The sequence below is a fragment of the Microbacterium bovistercoris genome (genome assembly GCF_003387575.1).
Classification (GTDB): Bacteria; Actinomycetota; Actinomycetes; order Actinomycetales; family Microbacteriaceae; genus Microbacterium; species Microbacterium bovistercoris.
In genome coordinates, this window is the sequence record NZ_QUAB01000038.1 from 12,357 (window position 1) to 32,118 (window position 19,762).

At 68.8% G+C, this 19,762-nt stretch carries 19 protein-coding genes and 1 other RNA gene; 4 read left to right on the plus strand and 16 right to left on the minus strand.

Annotation, left to right across the window (positions count from 1 at the left end; translation table 11 throughout):
• Positions 1 to 158 precede the first annotated feature (158 nt).
• Positions 159 to 1,064, plus strand: a complete 906-nt coding sequence (locus DY023_RS07195) for a MerR family DNA-binding transcriptional regulator (protein WP_116241668.1) — start codon at positions 159 to 161, stop codon at positions 1,062 to 1,064.
• 30 nt (positions 1,065 to 1,094) lie between these two features.
• Here the strand turns inward: DY023_RS07195 and ssrA are convergent.
• Both ssrA and DY023_RS07205 read right to left on the minus strand, forming a co-directional pair.
• Positions 1,095 to 1,464, minus strand: a transfer-messenger RNA (tmRNA) gene (ssrA, locus tag DY023_RS07200).
• A gap of 133 nt (positions 1,465 to 1,597) precedes the next feature.
• Positions 1,598 to 3,535, minus strand: coding sequence for an MSCRAMM family protein (locus tag DY023_RS07205; protein WP_116241669.1), 1,938 nt, complete (start codon positions 3,533 to 3,535; stop codon positions 1,598 to 1,600).
• A gap of 93 nt (positions 3,536 to 3,628) precedes the next feature.
• On the opposite strand from DY023_RS07205, the gene DY023_RS07210 reads away from it, so the two are divergent.
• The gene (locus tag DY023_RS07210; protein WP_116241670.1) at positions 3,629 to 4,291 is read left to right on the plus strand and encodes an SIMPL domain-containing protein; all 663 of its coding nucleotides are present in this window, start codon (positions 3,629 to 3,631) and stop codon (positions 4,289 to 4,291) included.
• Here the strand turns inward: DY023_RS07210 and hflX are convergent.
• Entirely contained in the window at positions 4,278 to 5,795 is a 1,518-nt protein-coding gene (gene hflX, locus DY023_RS07215) for a GTPase HflX (protein WP_116241671.1), read from the minus strand. The genes DY023_RS07210 and hflX overlap by 14 nt on opposite strands.
• 70 nt (positions 5,796 to 5,865) lie before the next feature.
• Between hflX and DY023_RS07220 the strand changes: the two genes are divergently transcribed.
• Positions 5,866 to 6,510, plus strand: coding sequence for a class I SAM-dependent methyltransferase (locus DY023_RS07220; RefSeq protein WP_116241672.1), 645 nt, complete (start codon positions 5,866 to 5,868; stop codon positions 6,508 to 6,510).
• 22 nt (positions 6,511 to 6,532) lie between these two features.
• Here DY023_RS07220 and dapF read toward each other — a convergent pair whose 3' ends face one another.
• Genes dapF through DY023_RS07235 form a run of 3 tightly spaced genes read right to left on the minus strand, consistent with a single transcriptional unit; the run spans position 6,533 to position 8,429 of the window.
• Positions 6,533 to 7,411, minus strand: a complete 879-nt coding sequence (gene dapF, locus DY023_RS07225) for a diaminopimelate epimerase (protein ID WP_116241673.1) — start codon at positions 7,409 to 7,411, stop codon at positions 6,533 to 6,535.
• Positions 7,412 to 7,440: 29 nt separating this feature from the next.
• A complete protein-coding gene (locus tag DY023_RS07230) occupies positions 7,441 to 7,884 on the minus strand; it encodes a GNAT family acetyltransferase (protein ID WP_116241674.1) in 444 nt (147 codons plus the stop codon).
• Complete coding sequence (locus tag DY023_RS07235) at positions 7,881 to 8,429, minus strand: dihydrofolate reductase family protein (protein ID WP_181905757.1); 549 nt, start codon at positions 8,427 to 8,429, stop codon at positions 7,881 to 7,883. Before DY023_RS07235 ends, DY023_RS07230 begins: the two co-directional genes overlap by 4 nt.
• A gap of 74 nt (positions 8,430 to 8,503) precedes the next feature.
• On the opposite strand from DY023_RS07235, the gene DY023_RS07240 reads away from it, so the two are divergent.
• Positions 8,504 to 8,794 carry a PLDc N-terminal domain-containing protein gene (locus DY023_RS07240; RefSeq protein WP_116241676.1) on the plus strand — a complete coding sequence of 97 codons (291 nt, stop codon included), beginning with the start codon at positions 8,504 to 8,506 and terminating at the stop codon, positions 8,792 to 8,794.
• On the opposite strand, the gene miaA is transcribed toward DY023_RS07240, so the two are convergent.
• The 10 genes from miaA to DY023_RS07290 form a co-directional block, all read right to left on the minus strand.
• Complete coding sequence (miaA, locus tag DY023_RS07245) at positions 8,737 to 9,642, minus strand: tRNA (adenosine(37)-N6)-dimethylallyltransferase MiaA (RefSeq protein ID WP_116241677.1); 906 nt, start codon at positions 9,640 to 9,642, stop codon at positions 8,737 to 8,739. The two genes, DY023_RS07240 and miaA, sit on opposite strands and share 58 nt — an antisense overlap.
• Positions 9,643 to 9,673: 31 nt before the next feature.
• Entirely contained in the window at positions 9,674 to 11,221 is a 1,548-nt protein-coding gene (gene miaB / locus DY023_RS07250; RefSeq protein WP_116241731.1) for a tRNA (N6-isopentenyl adenosine(37)-C2)-methylthiotransferase MiaB, read from the minus strand.
• A 54-nt stretch (positions 11,222 to 11,275) separates the two neighbouring features.
• Positions 11,276 to 12,127 carry a regulatory protein RecX gene (locus DY023_RS07255; protein ID WP_245958626.1) on the minus strand — a complete coding sequence of 284 codons (852 nt, stop codon included), beginning with the start codon at positions 12,125 to 12,127 and terminating at the stop codon, positions 11,276 to 11,278.
• Positions 12,128 to 12,138: 11 nt separating this feature from the next.
• A complete protein-coding gene (recA, locus tag DY023_RS07260) occupies positions 12,139 to 13,191 on the minus strand; it encodes a recombinase RecA (protein WP_116241679.1) in 1,053 nt (350 codons plus the stop codon).
• A gap of 256 nt (positions 13,192 to 13,447) precedes the next feature.
• Positions 13,448 to 13,669, minus strand: a complete 222-nt coding sequence (locus tag DY023_RS07265; RefSeq protein ID WP_116241680.1) for a DUF3046 domain-containing protein — start codon at positions 13,667 to 13,669, stop codon at positions 13,448 to 13,450.
• A gap of 6 nt (positions 13,670 to 13,675) precedes the next feature.
• Positions 13,676 to 13,984, minus strand: coding sequence for a helix-turn-helix domain-containing protein (locus DY023_RS07270; protein WP_116241681.1), 309 nt, complete (start codon positions 13,982 to 13,984; stop codon positions 13,676 to 13,678).
• A gap of 159 nt (positions 13,985 to 14,143) precedes the next feature.
• Positions 14,144 to 14,626: a CinA family protein gene (locus DY023_RS07275; RefSeq protein ID WP_116241682.1), complete on the minus strand. Its 483-nt coding sequence runs from the start codon at positions 14,624 to 14,626 to the stop codon at positions 14,144 to 14,146.
• Entirely contained in the window at positions 14,623 to 15,201 is a 579-nt protein-coding gene (gene pgsA, locus DY023_RS07280; RefSeq protein ID WP_116241683.1) for a CDP-diacylglycerol--glycerol-3-phosphate 3-phosphatidyltransferase, read from the minus strand. The genes DY023_RS07275 and pgsA overlap by 4 nt, the downstream gene beginning before the upstream one ends.
• Positions 15,201 to 17,939 (minus strand): FtsK/SpoIIIE family DNA translocase, encoded by a 2,739-nt coding sequence (locus DY023_RS07285; protein WP_116241684.1) that lies wholly within the window; start codon positions 17,937 to 17,939, stop codon positions 15,201 to 15,203. Before DY023_RS07285 ends, pgsA begins: the two co-directional genes overlap by 1 nt.
• 105 nt (positions 17,940 to 18,044) lie before the next feature.
• On the minus strand, positions 18,045 to 19,721 hold the full coding sequence (locus tag DY023_RS07290) for a ribonuclease J (RefSeq protein ID WP_116241685.1): 1,677 nt from the start codon (positions 19,719 to 19,721) through the stop codon (positions 18,045 to 18,047).
• Positions 19,722 to 19,762: the final 41 nt, after the last annotated feature.

Here is a 19,762-nt window from a genome sequence, read left to right on the forward strand (position 1 = left end):
ACCTTCACGAGCACGCGACCGCGTGCCGCTGAGGCCAGTCGAGCATCGCTGTGCGAAGTGCACATCATGCTTTCTGGATGAACACCTCGGGCACCGCCCGCATCAGCGCAGCGCACATGACCTTGACACCGTGACAATCTCAGGGGTGGAATGTGGAGATGCTCATCGGCGAAGTCGCGGCGCAGACCGGCATCAGCACACGGATGCTGCGCCACTACGACAGCATCGGGCTGGTGTCCCCGAGCGAGCGCACCGCGGGCGGCTACCGCCGGTACACCGACAGCGACCTTCAGACGCTGCTGCATGTCGAGGCGCTCCGCGCTCTCGGCCTGGGGCTGCCCGAGGTCGCCGAAACGCTTGGCTCGCCCGACTTCTCCCCCGCAACCGTCGTCGATCGTCTCCTGGTGCACACCGCCGAGCTCATCGCGCGCGAGCAACAGCTGCTCCGCCGGCTGGAACGGATCCGGAGCAGCGAACAAGGAGCGGGCTCAGAGGCGCTGCACCTCATCGGTCTGATGCACGGCGTGGAACCGCACGAGCCGCCTCGACGACCAGGCGGCGCCGACGGCCCCGTCGGTGACGCTGCTGCAGCGACCGCAGAGGATGCGCCGGCCTCCGAAGCCGACCCGAACGCGGCCGGGGCGCTGGACTGGGCGCTCGCCCGGATCGGCGATCGCGCCGTCCCACTGCTGAAGGCGTCTCTGGCGTCCCCGGACGTGACGCAGCGCCGGAAAGCCGCAGTGACCCTGGAGAAGATCGGCAGCGCTCGGGCTCTGGCGGCCCTCGCCGGAGCACTCGAGGACTCCGATACCGTCGTGCGCGCCAGGGCGGCACTGATCCGCGGTCGCCGCGGCGATCTGGACGCCGTACCCGCCCTCGTCGACCTGATCGTGCAGGGCGTCGACGACGTCGAGGCGATCGAACTGCTCGCGGGCCTCGCTGTCTCGCCGCAGGCGGCATCGGAGATCATCGGCATGATCTCCGAGCGCATCCCGGCAGCGGATGCCGAGGCGCGCGCACGGCTGACCGGCGCGCTGGCGGAAATGGAGAAGCCCGCCTCCTGAGAGGCGGGCTTCTCCCGTACGACAGCGGTTCTGTGGAGCTGGGGGGAATCGAACCCCCGTCCGACGCTGAGTCTCCACGCCTTCTCCGGGCGCAGTCTGTGCAGACGTTCTGCTCGGCTCCGACCTTTGTCACAGACACCTAAGTCGACAAGCCCAGCCTGGGAAGAGTCCCGTGCGACGTCCAGACGCCGTCGCACAGCAAGATTCCTAGATGACGCCAGGATCCGTATCGGAATCACATACGGTCTGACGGACTATCGGGCTCGCTTACGCAGCGAGGGCGAAGTCAGTGCGCTTTGCATCGGCACTTATTGTTTTGCAGGGAGCGTTCACGAGATAACCCTGCATCCTCGGCCCGCTTCTCGTGGGTTCACAGGCGCCGTCGAAACCGATCAGCCCCGTGGACCTTCTTGCGAAGGAGCCGCTGTCGCACTGTTGATTTACCATCCCGCCCGCAATGCGGCCGAGCACTACAGACTACAACGGATGCGGCACCCGCGCCATTCCCGCGTCGGGATGACGCCTCACCGGTCTCAGGCCCGGCGACGACGCCCGACGATCAGAGTGATCGCGCCGAGCGCGAGCAATGCGGCCCCGGTGCCGACAGCCGGCCAGGGGTCCACTCCCGTCGTCGCCAGCCCGCCACCGGAACCGTCGGACGGCGCCTGCGGGGTGGGCTCCTGCGACTCGCTCGGATCCGGGGACGGGGTCGGCGTGACCACCACCGGGGAGAGGACGAAGTCCTGACCCTCGATCAGTTCACCGGCATCCGTGATCGTGATCGTGCGCGACGTCGGGGATGCCGAAGCGAAGCCGTCCGGCAGCACGATCTCGATCTCGTACACGCCCGGCGGGAGATCGCCGAGACCATAGCCGCCATCGGCATCCGTGGTCGCGGTCACCGTGCCCTGCGGGCCTGTGATCCGCAGCGTCGCGCCGGGCTGCGGATCACCGGCCGTGGTGGTCACCATGCCGGCGACAGAACCCAGGCGAGCCAGTGCGAAGTCGACGCCGGTGACATCGTCCGCATCCACGGCCTCCTCGCGGGCGGCGGGCCCCGACACGACATATCCGTCCGGCGTCTGGACCCGCACCGTGTAGTCGCCGGCCGCGAGCTCCGGGAACGAGTAGCTCCCGTCAGCGGCGGTGACGGTGCGCACCGTCCCGTCGGGACCCTCGGCCGTGATCACGACGCCTCCGACGCCTGCGCCCGCTGCGGTCACGATCCCGGACAGGGCCGGAAGCTCCCGGAGCACGAAGTCCTGATCCGTGATCGGGGTCTCGGAGTTCTCGGGCACCGTGAACGGCGGCGGCGATGAGATGACCGTGTATCCGTCGGGTGCCGTCACGGTGAGCGAGTGCTCGCCGACCGGGACCGTGTCGATGAGGTACGTGCCGTCCGGCTTCGTCCGCACCGTGGTCCCGTCGTCGAGAGCGACGACGGCTCCCGCGACCGGGTCTCCGTTCGCATCCCGGACCGTACCGGACACCGCGACGGGGACGATGTCGCGCACCGAGAAGTCGGCCACGCCGTCCTGCTCGGTCAGATCGACCGGGCGGCTGGGCTCATCACTCGTCTTCCCCGCCGGAGGCACGATCTCGACGGTGTAGCCGTCGGTCGCCACCGCGCTCGGGAACGAGTAGGTGCCGTCCGCGGCGGTGACGGTTTCCCCGATGACGGTGCCGTTCGCGTCGGTGATGCGCACAGGCACGCCGCTGATCGGCGCCCCGGCGGTCGTGTCCTGCACGACTCCGGTCACGCTGCGGGTGATCGCGGAGAACCAGGTCTGGTACACGGGGAAGCCCGCGCGGCGGGTGAACGTGAAGGTCAGTGACGAGATCGGAGCGGTCGGCTGGAACCAGGCGGCGGCACCCTGCGTGTCCAGGGCACCCGCGTTGCCGGTGAGCGTGCTGCTTCCCGCATCCCAGGTCGGGACATCGGCCGCATCGCCCGTGCAGGACGGCTTGCCCGCGACGCCGGGGGCGCAGTAATTGAATCCGCCCTCGAAGCCGAGCTGTGCCGCGGTGAGCTCGGTGCCGTCCGGCCCGATCGCGAGGATCTGCACAGCGTCGGCGTCGATGTCCCCGAGCGTGAACGCCCAGCCGGACGTCGGAGTCGCCCGCTCGAACGCATAGGTCGTGATCGACGGCGAGGACGCGTTGTCCGCCTTGGGACGGAGGTTCAGATACTGCTGGTTCCGGCTCGAGCCGTAGATCGCGCCGACCGGTGTGCCTTCGGAGAGCCAGGTGCTGGCCCCCGAGATCACTCCGACCGAACCGGAGCGCGAGGTGCTCGAGTAGGTGGCGTCGAGCTGGGGCGTCGCGGCGATCGACACCTCCCCGCTGTACGCCCCCGAGGCTCCGGTCATGGGCGCCCACAGCCCCCACGACCGTTCGGTCGCAGCGCTCGCGGTCATGGTCGTCGTCAGCACGGCGGCAACGGCCAGCAGGCCGATGACGCTCCCCCTCATCAGTCGCACACGCCATATCCTGGCATACCAGATCCCTGCTGCCCAGGATCGCGGCCGTTTCCGCCGATCGACGGTTGCCGTAGAGTCCCCGTTATGAGCGACGTCATCATCACCGTCCGCGGCGAGAACGAGGCCCGCATCGCACCCGAGCGCGCGGTCGTCCATCTCACGATCCGCGCCGAGGGCCCCGAGCGCGCCTCCGCGGTCGACCATGCCACGCGCCTCGCAGAGCCGATCCGGCAGAGCATCGTCGACCGCAAGGAGGCCGACGCGGTCGTGGAGTGGTCCAGCACCCGCATGACCGTGCATGCGGAACGGCCCTGGAACAACGAGGGCAAGAGGCTGGCGCCCGTGTATCACGCGGCGATCTCCTTCACAGCGACCTTCGCCGAGGCGTCCGAGCTCTCGCTCTGGGTCTCGGACGTGGCGGTGCGCGACGGTGTCGAGATCGGCGCAGTCGACTGGCAGCTCACACCACCGACCCGCGCGCGCACCGAACGGGATGTCGCGGCCGAGGCCGTATCCGTCGCGGTCGCCCGCGCCGAGGCCTACGCAGCGGCTCTCGGCCTGCACACCGTGCAGCCCGTGGAGATCGCCGACCTCGGCCTGATCTCCCGCCAGGAGTCGGCCGCCCCACCGCAGGGCAAGATGCGGATGAGAGCTGCCGCCTTCGACTCCGCCGCGCCGGGGATGGTCTACGAGGCCGAGGACATCGTGGTGTCCGCCACCGTGGAGGCCCGGTTCAGCGCGAGCTGACCGTGAACGGCGCGAGCTCGGCCGCCAGTCGCTCGGAGACGTGCGCGTGGATGGCGGTGCCGTTCTCCTCGTGCTCTGCGGAGATCAGCACGCCGCTCTCGTGCACGGCCGAGACCAGGTCGCCGCGGTCGTAGGGCACGAGCGCCCGCACCTCGACGGCCGGCATCGGCAGGGTAGCCTCGATCGCCGCGCGCAGCTCCTCGATGCCCTCTCCCGTGCGAGAGGACGCGAAGTGCGCTCCCGGCACGAGACCGCGCAGCACCAGCCGCTCATCGTCGGAGAGAAGGTCCGCCTTGTTGAAGACGACGATCTCGGGGATGTCGCGCGCGCCCAGGTCGCCCATCACGTCACGGACGGTCTGCAACTGCGCCGACGGATCCGGGTGCGAGCCGTCGACGACGTGCACGATGACGTCCGACTCGGCGACCTCCTCCAGCGTGGAGCGGAACGCCTCCACGAGCTGGTGTGGCAGGTTGCGCACGAAGCCGACCGTGTCGGTGAGCGTGTAGATGCGGCCGTCGGCGGTCTCAGCGCGCCGCACCGTCGCATCCAGAGTCGCGAACAGCGCGTTCTCCACCAGCACGCCCGCGCTGGTGAGGGCGTTGAGCAGACTGGACTTGCCGGCGTTCGTGTACCCGGCGATCGCGACCGAAGGGATCGCGTTGCGGTGCCGCTCGGCCCGCTTGGCCTCGCGCGCCGGCGCGAAGTCGCGGATCTGCTTGCGCAGGAGCGCCATCTTGGTGCGGATGCGGCGGCGGTCCAGCTCGATCTTGGTCTCACCGGGTCCACGCGAGCCCATGCCCGCTCCACCGGCGCCGACCTGGCCGCCGGCCTGACGGCTCATCGACTCGCCCCAGCCGCGCAGACGAGGCAGCAGGTACTCGAGCTGCGCCAGTTCGACCTGTGCCTTGCCCTCTCGGCTCTTGGCGTGCTGGCTGAAGATGTCGAGGATGACGGTGGTGCGGTCGATCACCTTGACCTTGACCACATCCTCCAGGGCGCGCCGCTGGCTGGCCGCGAGCTCGGTGTCGGCGATGACCGTGTCCGCGCCGACGGCGCGCACGATGTCACGCAGTTCCTCGGCCTTGCCGCGGCCGAGGTAGGTGGCGGGATCCGGATGCGGGCGACGCTGGAGCAGCCCGTCGAGCACGACGGCACCCGCCGTCTCGGAGAGGGCGGCCAGCTCCCGCAGCGAGTTCTCCGCATCGTCCTGCGCACCCTGCGGGTACACGCCGACGAGAACGACGTTCTCGAGCCGCAGCTGGCGGTACTCGACCTCGGTGACGTCCTCGAGCTCGGTCGACAGCCCGCCCACGCGCCGCAGCGCATGCCTGTCCTCGAGGTCCCACTGGTCGCCGTCGGCGGAGCCGTACCCCGCGGTCGCGGCATCCTGCAGCGCCTGCGCGCCGCCGAAGACGATCGGCTCGATGCGCGGCTCGGCGTTCGCGAGCACCCGGTCCAGGGCGTCCTGCGTGTTGTCGTCTTTGTTGTTGGAGTTCGTCATCCGGTCCGGATTCCTGCTTTCTCAATAGAGCGTCTTAACCCTAGCCCGCCGTGTCCGCTACGCTCGCGGTATGGGGTCCGACCATTACTTCACCGCGACCCCGGCCAGTGCGGAGAACCTGCGAAGCATTCGCGTCACCCTCGCCGGTCGTGACCTCGAGGTCACGACCGCGGGCGGTGTCTTCAGTCCCGACCGCCTTGATGCCGGAACCGCTGTGCTGTTCGCCAACATGCCGCCGCTGCCGCCGAGCGGGGATTTCCTCGACCTCGGATGCGGGTGGGGGCCGATCAGCCTGACCATGGCGCTTTCCGCCCCTCACGCCACCGTGTGGGCGGTCGACGTCAACGAGCGCGCCCTCGATCTGACGCGCCGCAACGCCAAGGCTCTCGGCCTCGCCAATGTCAACGCTGTGCTGCCCGACGATGTTCCCGACGACGTCATGTTCCGCACCATCCGTTCGAATCCGCCGATCCGCGTGGGCAAGAACGAACTGCACGGCATGCTCGAGCGCTGGATCCCCCGGCTCGACGAACGCAGCGACGCCTGGCTGGTCGTGCAGCGCAACCTCGGCGCCGATTCGCTGCAGCGCTGGATCGACGCGACGTTCGACCCGGGGTACAGCGTGTTCCGCGCCGCCACGGGCAAGGGCTATCGGGTGCTGAAGGTGCGCAGGCACGGCACTCCGCCGACCGAGCCGGTGGCGATCCCGACCTGAGCGGTCCCGCCCCTCCCTGAACTCAGGCCAGGTCGATCTCGCCGGTGTAGACGAGCTGTGCAGGTCCCGACAGCGCCACGTGCTCGCCGTCCTCGGCCGGGAACATGCGCACCCCGAGCTTCCCGCCGGGCACCTCGACGCGCCAGTCGCTCGGAGCCTTCTCCCCCGCCCAGTACCGCACCGCGAGCGCCGTCGCCGCAACACCGGTGCCGCAGCTGAGCGTCTCGCCGACACCGCGCTCGTGCACGCGCATACGGACGTGGCCGATGCCGTCGCGCACGAGCGGCTCACCGGGGACGACGAACTCGACGTTCGCGCCATGCGCGGGCGCGGGGTCGAGGACGGGCCCGACGTGCAGGTCGAGCTCGTCGAGCTCCTGCTCGGATGCGAGCGCCACCACGACGTGGGGGTTGCCGACGTCGATGCCGGTGCCGGGTCGCGGCACCGCCAGCCCGCGGGCCTTCACGAGAGGATCTCCGTCGAGCAGCTTCCAGAGTCCGAGATCGACCTGATAGCCGGTCTCGCTGCGCATCACGTCGCGCACGCCGGCTCGGGTGCCGATCGGCAGGGTCGAGCCGGGGTCGAGAGTCGCGAGTCCCGAGCGCACCAGATAGTGCGCGAAGACCCTGATGCCGTTGCCGCACATCTCGGCGATCGAGCCGTCGGCGTTGCGGTAGTCCATGAACCACTCCGCATTCGGCTCCTCCGCGAGAGCGGCCGCGCCGTCGGCGATGGCAGCTGACCGCACGACGCGCAGCACCCCGTCGGCGCCGATGCCGAAGTTGCGGTCGCACAGGACGGCGACCTGCTCAGCACTCAGGTCCAGTTCGCCGTCGGGGTCGGCGATGATGACGAAGTCGTTGCCGGTGCCGTGTCCCTTGGTGAATGCGACCATGCCCACAGTCTATTCGGCGGCCGGCGGACGCCCGTTCAGACGACGGTCTCCGCCGGGGCATCGACGATGAGCCGCTTCCCCGTCATCCCGATGTCGAAGCGCTCGTAGCCGACCTGGTCGTAGAAAGCGAAGACGATCTCGTTGCCGGGGCGCACCATGAGCTGCACCTTCGGGCACCCCAGGGCGATCAGGCGGCGCTCCGACTCCTCCACCAGCATCCGGCCGATGCCCTCACCACGGCGGTCGGCCGCACTGGCGAGGTAGTAGATCCATCCGCGGTGGCCGTCATATCCCGCCATGACTGTGCCGACGATCCGTCCGTCATCTTCGGCGACGATGATCAGATCCGGCCAGACCGCGAGCATGCGCTCGATGTCGGCGCGGGGGTCGTTCCACGGGCGCGTCAGCCCGGCCTCCTCCCACAGCGCGACGACGGCGTCCTCGTCGGAGGGGACAAAGGTCCGGATCTGCACGCTCATGCGTTCCCTTCGGCCTGTGCACTCTTCAGCACACGATAGCGCGTGCATGCGAACGCCCTGTTGCGCGCGACGTCGATGAGTTCCAGATCGAGCCTGCGAGGAAGCAGCGGCGCGCCGGATCCCAGAGTCACCGGGGCGAACTGCACCCAGACCTCGTCGAGCAGGCCGGCATCCGCGAACTGCCCGGCGAGGTCTCCCCCGCCGACGATCCACAGGTCCTTTCCCTCTGCCGCCCTGACCATCTCGTCGTGCACCGCCCGCACATCCCCCTGCACCAGGCGCACGTCTCCCACCTCCGGCGGCGCCAGCCTGCGATGGCTGAAGACCCAGGTCGGCTGAGCGTACGTCCACCGTCCCTGCTCGTGCCGCATCACCCACTCATAGGTGGATGCCCCCATCGCCAGCGCGCCGACGTCGGCGATGAACGCACCGTACGACATGGCGCCGTCGGGATCGATGTCCTGGCTGAGCAGCCAGTCCAGCGAGTGTTCGGTGGTCGCGATGAAGCCGTCCAGCGAGGAGGCAGTGTAGAAGTGGGTGGCCATGATCCCATGGTGCCCGCGGCCACGGACACTCGATACCCCTCGCTCCTCGTGTCGAAGTGCGCCAGACTCGAGGCATGGGATGCGACGAGAAGTCCGAGAAGAAGCAGCTCAGCGCCGGCGGAAAGGTGCTCCTCACAGTCCTGGGCATCGTGCAGATCGCGTTCGCGGCGCTGGCGTTCTGGGATCTCGCATCTCGCGACGCCCGGCAGGTGCGCGGTCCGAAGCCCGCTTGGATCCCCGTGATCCTGGTGAACTGGATCGGGCCGGCTAGTTACTTCGCGTTTTCGGCGTCAAGCCCGACGAACTCTCAGTCAAGGACTGATCCGGCTCCCGCGCCCGGCTCGGACCATCGGATCCCGGGGTAACGCTTGAACCACGACACCTGGCGGCGCGCGTAGCGCCTGGTCAGCGCCTGGGTCTCGGCGATCGCCTCCGCCTGCGACATCCGCCCGTCGAGCTCGGCGAGTGCCTGTGCGTAGCCGATCGCCCGGCGTGCCGTCACCCCGTCTTCGAGACCGTGCTCGCGCAGCCCTCGCACCTCGTCGACGAGGCCGTCCGCCCACATCCGCTCCACGCGGCGATCCAGCCGCTCCACCAGCTCGGGACGCTCGACGTGCAGGCCGATGATGCGGGTGTCCGGGTGCCAGAGCAACGGTGCATCCGGCAAGGCGGCACCATGCGTCGCAGCCCCCTGCGCGAGCACTTCGAGTGCGCGCACGATGCGGCGTCCGTTCTTGGGGTCGACCTTCGCGGCGGTGACCGGATCGAGCGACTGCAGGCGCGCGAAGAGCGCCCCCGCGCCGCGCTCCTCGAGCTCCGCCTCGAGTTCCGCGCGCAACGCGGCATCCCGTGGCGGGAACCGGAAGTCGAAGATCACGCTCGATACGTACAGCCCGGAACCGCCGACGAGGATCGCATCGCCGCCACGGGCGTGGACACCGGCGATCGCCGCACGGGCGAGCGGCTGGTACCAGGCGACCGCGGCCTCCTCCGTGACCTCGCGCACGTCGAACAGATGGTGTGGGATGCCGCGGCGCTCGCCCTCACTCAGCTTCGCCGTACCGATGTCCATACCGCGGTACAGCTGCATGGCGTCGGCGTTGACGATCTCGGCAGGATTGCCCTGCGCGCGCAGCGACTCAGCGAGATCCAGCGCGAGGTCGCTCTTCCCCGTGCCGGTCGCGCCGACGATCGCCCAGAGGCGCCGGGTCATGGCATCCGTCCGTTCAGGCGTCGGATGCCGGTCACACGCCCACGCGCAGCGTGGGCAGCCCGAGGCGAACCGTACCCGCCGAACCGGAGGCGCCGGGCTCGGGCAGGGCGCAGCTCTCGGCCTGCGCGCGATCCCAGGCGTCGCCGCCGCGGGTGCGGCGGATGCGCAGCGGGGCACCGGTCGGGTCGTCGGCGAGCAGGTGGAACGGCGCACCGTGAGTCACCGTCACGGTCACGACATCGCCGGGACGGGGCAGGTCGGAACCGGGCGTGACCTCGAAGTGCACCAGGCGGTTGTCCTCGGCGCGTCCGGTGAGGCGGTGCGTCTCGGCATCCTTCTTGCCCTCGCCCACCGAGACCAGCACCTCGACCTCGCGGCCGACCTGCTTCTGGTTCTCCTCGAGCGAGATGCGCTCCTGCAGGGCGATCAGGCGGTCGTAGCGCTCCTGCACGACCTCCTTCGGCACCTGGTGCTCCATCGTCGCGGCGGGCGTGCCCTCGCGGATGGAGTACTGGAAGGTGAAGGCGCCGGAGAATCGGGCCTGCTCGACGACGCGCATGGTGTCTTCGAAGTCCTCATCGGTCTCACCGGGGAACCCGACGATGATGTCCGTGGTGATCGCCGCGTTCGGGATCTTCGCACGCACGCGATCGAGAATGCCGAGGAACTTCTCGCTGCGGTACGAGCGGCGCATGGCGCGCAGGATGCGATCGCTGCCGGACTGCAGCGGCATGTGCAGCTGCGGCATGACGGCGGGGGTCTCGGCCATCGCATCGATGACGTCGTCGGTGAACGCCGCCGGATGCGGGCTGGTGAACCGGATGCGCTCGATGCCCGGGATCTCGCCGGCCGCGCGCAGCAATTTGCCGAAGGCCTGGCGGTCGCCGAACTCGACGCCGTAGGAGTTCACGTTCTGGCCGAGCAGCGTGACCTCGATCGCGCCGTCGTCGGCGAGCAGGCGGATCTCGTTCAGGATGTCGCCGGGGCGCCGGTCCTTCTCCTTACCGCGCAAGCTCGGGACGATGCAGAACGTGCAGGTGTTGTTGCAGCCGACCGAGATCGACACCCAGCCGCTGTGCGCGGAGTCGCGCTTGGTGGGCAGGGTCGAGGGGAACACCTCCAGCGCCTCCAGGATCTCGAGTTCCGCCTCGCCGTTGTGACGGGCGCGCTCGAGCAGGCTGGGCAGCGAACCCATGTTGTGCGTGCCGAACACGACGTCGACCCAGGGCGCCTTGTCGAGAACGGCATCCTTGTCCATCTGCGCGAGGCACCCGCCGACGGCGATCTGCATGCCCTCGTGCTTGTCCTTCTTGGACTTCAGGTGCCCGAGCGTGCCGTACAGCTTGCCGGCGGCGTTGTCGCGCACCGCGCAGGTGTTGATGATGACGACGTCGGCGTCCTCGCCGTCGGCGGCCCGGACGTAGCCGGCGCTCTCCAGCGAGCCGGAGAGTCGCTCGGAGTCGTGCACGTTCATCTGGCACCCGAAGGTGCGCACCTCGTAGGAACGGTGATGTCCGTCGACATCGATCGCCGCCGACGACGGCGCGATGATCGTCGGTTCGCTGCGCGGAGTAGTCATGATGCCGTCCATTCTACGAGCGGACTCTGCGCGTGGGCTCCGCCGCAGTCGCCCTCAGTCGGATTCCACGAACCGCACACCCCGCGAGGAACCGCCCGCTGCCTCGCGCAGGGCGGTCTTCGCGGCGTTCATCGCCACCGATCCGCCGTAACCGCGGCGGGACAGCTGGCCGATCAGTCGCCGCAGCGCGGCATCCGGATCGAGCCGCGCCATGCTGCGCGCCTTCGTCCTCGCGTACTCGAGCGCACGTTCGGCATCGTCGTCGGGAAGCTCGGAGAGCGCTTCGTCGATGATCTCCCGTGGGATGCCGCGCTGTGCGAGCGCGCGGGAGAGCGCGACGCGCCCCTGTCCCTTGCGCTCGACACCCGAGGTGACCAGGTGGCCTGCGAGCGTGCGGTCGTCCAGGTACTTCCGCCGCTCGAAGTCATCGATCACGTCGTCGACCTGGGAGCCGTCGAGCCCGGCCGCCCTCAGCGCAGTGCGCGCCTCGGACACCGACATCGCCCTACCGCGCAGCTTGCGCACCAGGCTCTCCTCGGCGGCACTCCGGAGCTCGTCCGGATCGGGCATCTCCGCGACGTCTTCCGCATCCGCCGCGTGCGCAGGCCGGAGCGCGCGCAACCGCGGAGCCGTCGCGGGCTGCTCGCTCGTGCCCTTCGTACGGCCATGCGCACCATGGGCAGGATGCCGCGCACCCGGGTCTGCGGGAGGCTCGGCATCGCGCTCGTCCCAGGTGGAGCGCCACAGTCCGGCCTCACCGGTGCGTCGCGGAACGATGTCGCCGCCCGCAGTCGGGTCGGCATCCGCGTCCACCCCCACACCGTGCCGAGAGCGGGGCGCAGTGGACGCGCCGAACAAGGGGATGACGGGGGCGAGACGATCGTCGTCGCGTTCGCCCCCGCTCATGTCCGTCATGATCAGGCCGGACGACGCTGCGCCAGCTCGTCGGCCGCAGGCTCCGCCGGGGCCGCAGCCCCGCCGATGCCGAGCTTCTGCTTGATCTGCGTCTCGATCGCCAGGGCGATGTCGTCGTTGTTGATCAGGAAGTTACGGGCGTTCTCCTTGCCCTGGCCGAGCTGGTCACCGTCGTAGGTGTACCAGGAGCCGGACTTCTTGACGATGCCGTGCTCGACGCCGAAGTCGATCAGGCTGCCCTCGCGGGAGATGCCGACGCCGTACAGGATGTCGAACTCGGCCTGCTTGAACGGCGGTGCCATCTTGTTCTTGACGACCTTGACGCGGGTGCGGTTTCCGACCGCGTCGGACCCGTCCTTCAGCGTCTCGATGCGGCGGATGTCGAGGCGCACAGACGCGTAGAACTTCAGCGCCTTACCACCGGCGGTGGTCTCGGGAGATCCGAAGAACACGCCGATCTTCTCGCGCAGCTGGTTGATGAAGATCGCGGTGGTCTTGGTCTGGTTCAGTCCACCGGTCAGCTTGCGGAGCGCCTGCGACATGAGGCGGGCCTGAAGACCGACGTGCGAGTCGCCCATCTCGCCCTCGATCTCGGCGCGCGGCACCAGTGCCGCGACGGAGTCGATGACGACCAGGTCGATCGCCCCGGAGCGGATGAGCATGTCGGCGATCTCGAGCGCCTGCTCACCGGTGTCGGGCTGCGACACAAGAAGCTGGTCGATGTCGACGCCGAGCTTCTTCGCGTACTCGGGGTCGAGGGCGTGCTCCGCGTCGATGAATGCAGCGATACCGCCGGCGCGCTGGGCGTTCGCGATCGCGTGCAGCGTCAGCGTGGTCTTACCCGACGACTCCGGGCCGTAGATCTCGATGATGCGGCCGCGCGGCAGTCCTCCGATGCCGAGGGCGACGTCCAGCGCGATCGATCCGGTGGGGATGACCTCGACCGGCGCGCGCTCGTCGCTGCCCAGTCGCATGACCGAGCCCTTTCCGAACTGGCGGTCGATCTGGGAGAGGGCGGATTCCAGGGCCTTCTCGCGGTCTGCGGGTGAGGGCATGACGTGCTCCTTGGTGCTCGAGTTCTGCCGCCTGTAGGCTGTCGCGCCCGACCCCGGGCGGGGTCGGATCTGCGACAAGGCGTATGGCTTCAGGCCATGTCTTCACCGTAGGAGGGGCCACCGACATCGCGTCGGCGATACCCCTCGCTGTGGGAAGATCCCGGCCGGAATCCATCTGTGCAGAACGATACGCGCCTATCGAACACTTCTTCGACGACACGCCGTCTCGGCATCGATCAGAAGTACGGAGGCACCGTCAGTGCCTACGCGGCTCCAGTCGCCCGACACCGTATCTGCGGTTCGGCGGCACGTCGGCCGCCTCGCACAGCGCGAGCCAGATGTCGCGAGGCGGCACTCCGGCGTCCAGCGCCTCGACGGCCGTGCACCCGATGCCGCTCAACACCAGATCCTGGGTCAGGGCCGTTGCGCGCGCGCCGAATTCGTCCTCAACGGCGCGCAGGAACTCGCTGCGGCGCATTCGCGGTCAGCGCAGCGAGAGCTCGGGCTCGACCGAAGCGACCAGGTCGTCGGGCACCACGTCGGGGAAGACCTGCAGGCCCTCCAGCACCGAGATGCGGTCACCGACCTCGCGCATGATGGTCGAGATGGGCACGTCGAGAGCTTCGGCGACCGATGCGAGAATCTCGCTGGACGCCTCTTTCTGCCCGCGCTCGACCTCGCTGAGGTAGCCGAGGGCGACGGACGCCTTGCTCGCTACCTGCCGGAGCGTGCGCCCCTTCTGCAGGCGGAAGTCCCTGAGCACATCGCCGATCTCCTGTCGTACAAGGATCATCGGAACCTCCCCTCCATCGTCTGGTTCGACGGACTCGCCGAACGGATCGCCAGTCTAACCCCACCTGGCATCTTCAAATCTACTGTTTCTCGCTGTGGTTCGGATGTGAGCGTTCGCTGTGTCATCAGCACATCTGGAAGAACCGGGAAGAGGCCTCTGCTATTCCCGCACCAGTTCTAGGGCCGCGGTGATCGCGGCATCCACGCTGCTGCGGCGCACCTGCGCGCGGTCGCCCTCGAACAGGTACGACCGGATCACGTGCGTCTCAGGTGTCACCACTCCGATGTGCACGGTGCCGACCGGCTGCCCGTCAGGCGAGTCCGGGCCGGCGATTCCCGTGGTGCTGATGCCGACATCGGCCGGACGCCCGTCGAGCCGAACCGCCTCGCGCACCCCGTCTGCCATCTGGAGGGCGACATCCGGATGCACCGGGCCCTGGGCATCCAGCAGGCCGGGATCGACGCCCAGCAGGCTGTGCTTCACGGGAGTCGCGTAGGCGACGACGGCGCCGAGCAGCGCGTTCGACGCACCGGGAACCGAGATCAGCTCCGCCGACACCGCTCCCCCGGTCAACGACTCCGCGACTCCGAGTGTCCAGCCGCGACGGCGCAGCGCGTCGATGAGGTCGGCGGCGGCGCTCATCCGCGTGCCGCGCGCGAACCGCGCACCTGGGCGACGATGTAGTCCACACCGCTCGCGACCGTGAGCACGAGCGCGACGATCATGAGCGTCTGGGTGACGACGATCCAGACCGGCATCCCTACCAGCACGTGCAGCGGCAGCAACGCCCAGCTGAGCGCCACCCCCTGCACGACGGTCTTGATCTTGCCCATCCAGGCCGCCGCGACCACGTGCTCGTTCACGATCATCAGCCGATGCACGGTGATGCCCCACTCGCGGATGAGGATGATGATGACGATCCACCAGGGCACCTCGCCGAGGATCGCCAGCCCGATGAAGCCCGAGCCCGTCAGCAGCTTGTCGGCGATCGGGTCCCACAGCTTGCCGAAGTCGCTGACGATGTCGTACTTGCGCGCCAGGTAGCCGTCGACCCAGTCGGTCGAGATCGCGACGATGAACAGCACCGCGGCGACCCAGCGGAGCACGGGCTGCACCTCGCCGTACGTGCCGCCCATGAGCAGGAGCACGAAGAACACCACCGCCAGCGGGATGCGGGCGACGGTGATCGCATTGGGGAGCTGCCGGGGAATCGCCATCAGTCGCGCCCCGTGAGGCCCCAGGCGTCCTCATCGCCGTCGCTCTCGACGACGGGCAGGCCGTCGTACTGCGCCTCGATGGGATCGGTCGGGTACGGGTCTGCGGCATCCGCCACGGGAGCCTGGGGTGTGGCGGCCGGCGCTGCGGCGGCGGGCGTCGGCGCAGGAGCGCCGCGCAGGCGCGCGATCACCTCCGGCAGCTGCTCGCCGGTGACGAGCACGTCACGGGCCTTCGATCCCTCGGAGGGACCGACGATCTCACGCGACTCCAGCAGGTCCATCAGTCGGCCTGCCTTGGCGAACCCGACGCGCAGCTTGCGCTGCAGCATCGAGGTGGAGCCGAACTGCGAGGTGACGATGAGCTCGGCGGCCGCCAGCAGCAGCTCGAGGTCGTCGCCGATGTCCTCGTCGACCTCCTTCTTCGCGGTCGCGGCCCCCTCCTGCACGTCCGGACGGTACTCCGGGCGGGCCTGGCCGGTGACATGCTTGACGACCGCGTCGATCTCGCTCTCCTGCACCCATGCGCCCTGCAGCCGGAACGGCTTGGACGAGCCCATGGGAGAGAACAGGGCATCACCCTGGCCGATCAGCTTGTCGGCGCCGGGGCTGTCCAGGATGACGCGGCTGTCGGTGACGCTGGTCACCGCGAACGCGAGACGCGAGGGCACGTTGGCCTTGATCAGACCGGTCACGACGTCGACGCTGGGTCGCTGCGTGGCGAGCACCAAGTGAATGCCCGAGGCGCGGGCGAGCTGGGTGATGCGGACGATCGAGTCCTCGACATCGCGCGGGGCGACCATCATCAGGTCGGCGAGCTCGTCCACCACGACCAGCAGGTACGGGTACGGCTTGAGCACGCGCTCGCTGCCCGGAGGCACCTCGACCTCGCCGGCGCGGACGGCGCGGTTGAAGTCGTCGATGTGGCGGAAGCCGAACGATGCGAGATCGTCGTACCGCATGTCCATCTCCTTCACGACCCACTGCAGCGCCTCGGCAGCCTTCTTGGGATTCGTGATGATGGGCGTGATCAGGTGCGGCACGCCGGTGTAGCTGGTGAGCTCCACGCGCTTCGGGTCGATGAGCACCATCCGCACGTCGGCGGGCCGGGCCCGCATCAGCAGGCTGGTGATCATCGAGTTCACGAAGCTGGATTTACCGGATCCGGTGGAACCGGCGACCAGCAGGTGCGGCATCTTGGCGAGGTTCGCGACGACGAAATTGCCGCCGACGTCCTTTCCGACGCCGATCGTCAGCGGATGCGTGCTCTTCTGCGCCGCCGGCGAGCGCAGCACGTCACCGAGAGACACCGTCTCGCGGTCGGTGTTCGGGATCTCGATGCCGATCGCGCTCTTGCCGGGGATCGGCGACAGGATCCGCACGTCGTTGGAGGCCACCGCATAGGCGAAGTTGTTGCTCAGCTGCAGGATCTTCTCGACCTTGACGCCGTGACCGACCTCGACCTCGTACTGCGTGACCGTCGGGCCGCGGGAGAAGCCGGTGACCTTCGCGTCGACGTTGAACTGCGTGAGCACGTTCGTGATCTGCTGCACGATGCGGTCGTTCGCCTCGGAGCGCGCCACGGACGGCGGCCCCTCGGCGAGCACGGAGGGCGCCGGCAGCACATACGGCGCAGCCGGCGGCTGCGGCCCGTTCTGTCCCGGTCCTGCCGTGCCGAATCCGTCGAAGCCGGGCAGTTCGCCGGTCGTGCCGGAGTCGTCCATCAGTGCTGTCGCGCTGTTCTGCTCGTCGAGCAGTTCGGTCAGCGCGCTGACATCCGTGAGCACCTCGGTGGCGGCATCCGCCGGGTCGTCGACGATGACCGCCTGGTCGTAGGCCGCCTTCGCCGTCGGCTCGTCGAGCAGCTTGGTGATGGCCTTCGAGTCGACCCCGTCGTCAGGATCCTCTTCGCGACCGGTCTTGTTGCGCCGCCACCAGGGCAGTACGCCGTCGTCCTCATCGAGCGTCTCGTCCGCGGCATCCGCCGGCTTCTCGGCCTTCTCGCGGCGCTCCGCGCCGAACATCCACGCGTACAGGTCGCCGAGACGCTGGCCGATGCGGTTCGGCGGGGTCTTGGTGATGATCAGGACGCTGAGTCCGATGAGCAGGCTGAGCACGACGTAGGCGAAGATCGGGTTCAGCAGCGCGAGCGGCTCGCCGACGAGCCAGCCGAACAGTCCACCGGCCTGGCTGAGCTCGGGCATGCCGTCGCGTGGCTGCGGGCGCGTGCTGTCGGCAGCTCCTGCCGCGACATGGCAGATTCCTGCGATCGAGAGGATGAGCATGCCGAAGCCGATGCCGATCCGGCCGTTGTCGTGCACCGACGACGGATGCCGGAACAGCCATCCGGCGAGGAACAGCAGCAGGATCGGCATGAAGAAGGCCGTGCGGCCGACCAGACCGCCGAACGTGTACGCCGAGATCTGCGCGGCCACGTCGTTGCCGATGAAGAACCACTCCACAACCGCGCCCATGCACGCCAGCAGGACGAGCAGGAACGGGAAGCCGTCGCGGCGCTGATCCTTCTCGAGGGTCTCCGGACCGAAGGCGCGGAACAGCCCGCCGACACCGTGCGCGACGCCCATCCACATACGCAGACCGATGGACGGCTTGTCCAGTTCGTCGACGTACTTCTTGGGCGGAGGCGCGGTCTTCGCCGGCTTCGCCGCGGACGATCGGGACGATGCAGGCCGCTTCGAGCCCGCGGACGCGCGCTCGGACTTCGTGGTGCTCCTGGCCATGGTCTCCACAGTATTCCCGGGCACCGACAAATCCCCGCAATGACGCGGGCGGAGCCGGGATTCGATGCGCGATCGCGACCGAATCCCGGCTTGTGAACCGGACCGTTACGCCTCGATGACGAGCGGGACGATCATCGGGCGACGACGCAGCTTCTGATTCACCCAGCGGCCGATCGTGCGGCGCACGACCTGTGAGAGCGCGTGCGTGTCGCGCACGCCGTTCCCCGAGGCCTCCTTGAGCGCCGCGACGATCTTCGGCGCGACGTCATCGAACACCGCGTCGTCCTCAGCGATGCCGCGTGCATGGATCTCCGGACCCGAGATGATGCGGCCGGTCGCGGCGTCCACCACGACGATGACGGAGACGAAGCCCTCCTCGCCGAGGATGCGACGGTCCTTGAGGTCGGCGTCGGTGATCTCGCCCACCGTGGAGCCGTCCACGTAGACGAAGCCGAGGTCGAGCTGACCCGCGACGCGGGCGACGCCGTCCTTGAGGTCGATCACCGTGCCGTTCGACGCGATGAGCGTGCGCTCCTCGGCGATGCCGGTGTCCTGCGCGAGCTTGGCGTTCGCCATCAGGTGGCGGTACTCGCCGTGCACGGGCAGCACGTTGCGCGGCTTCAGGATGTTGTAGCAGTACAGCAGTTCGCCTGCCGCGGCGTGACCGGAGACGTGCACGCGCGCGTTGGCCTTGTGCACGACGTTCGCGCCGAGCTTGGTCAGTCCGTCGATCACGCGGTAGACCGCGTTCTCGTTGCCCGGGATGAGGCTGGACGCGAGGATCACGGTGTCGCCGTCGCCGGGCTCGATGGCGTGGTCGAGGTTCGCCATGCGGCTCAGCACCGCCATAGGCTCGCCCTGCGACCCGGTCGACATGTAGACGATCTTGTCGTCCGGCAGGTCGCGCGCCTTCTTGTAGTCGATGAGCACGCCCTCGGGCACCTTCAGATATCCGAGCTGCTCAGCGATGGTCATGTTGCGCACCATGCTTCGACCGAGGAACGCCACCCGGCGCCCGTGCGCGTGCGCGGCGTCGATGACCTGCTGCACGCGGTGCACATGGCTGGAGAAGCTCGCCACGATGACGCGGCGCGGTGCCTTGCCGATCACCTGGTCGAGCACCGGACCGATCGAGCGCTCGGTGGGCGTGAAGCCCGGCACATCGGCGTTGGTGGAGTCGACGAGGAACAGGTCGACGCCCTCCTCCCCCAGGCGCGAGAACGCGCGCAGGTCGGTGATGCGGCCGTCCAGCGGCAGCTGGTCCATCTTGAAGTCACCGGTGGCCAGCACCAGACCGGCATCCGTGCGGATCGCGACGGCCAGGGCGTCGGGGATCGAGTGATTGACCGCGACGAACTCGAGATCGAACGGGCCGACCTGCTCACGATCGCCCTCCTTCACCGTCAGGGTGAAGGCCTTGATGCGGTGCTCCTTGAGCTTCGCCTCGACCAGCGCGAGGGTGAGCCCCGAGCCGATCAGCGGGATGTCCTGCTTGAGACGCAGCAGGTACGGCACGGCGCCGATGTGGTCCTCGTGGCCGTGCGTGAGCACCACGCCGACGATGTCGTCGAGGCGATCCTTGATCGGCTCGAAGTCGGGCAGGATCAGGTCGACGCCGGGCTGGTGCTCCTCGGGGAACAGCACGCCGCAGTCGACGATGAGGATCTTGCCGTCGTACTCGAAGATCGTCATGTTGCGGCCGACCTCGCCGAGACCTCCGAGAGGCGTCACGCGCAGGGTGCCGTCGGCGATGGGTTCCGCGTCGGCGATGGGGATGGACATGGGTGCCTCCTAGGCGGGGCGCGCTGCGCGCCCGGTGATCT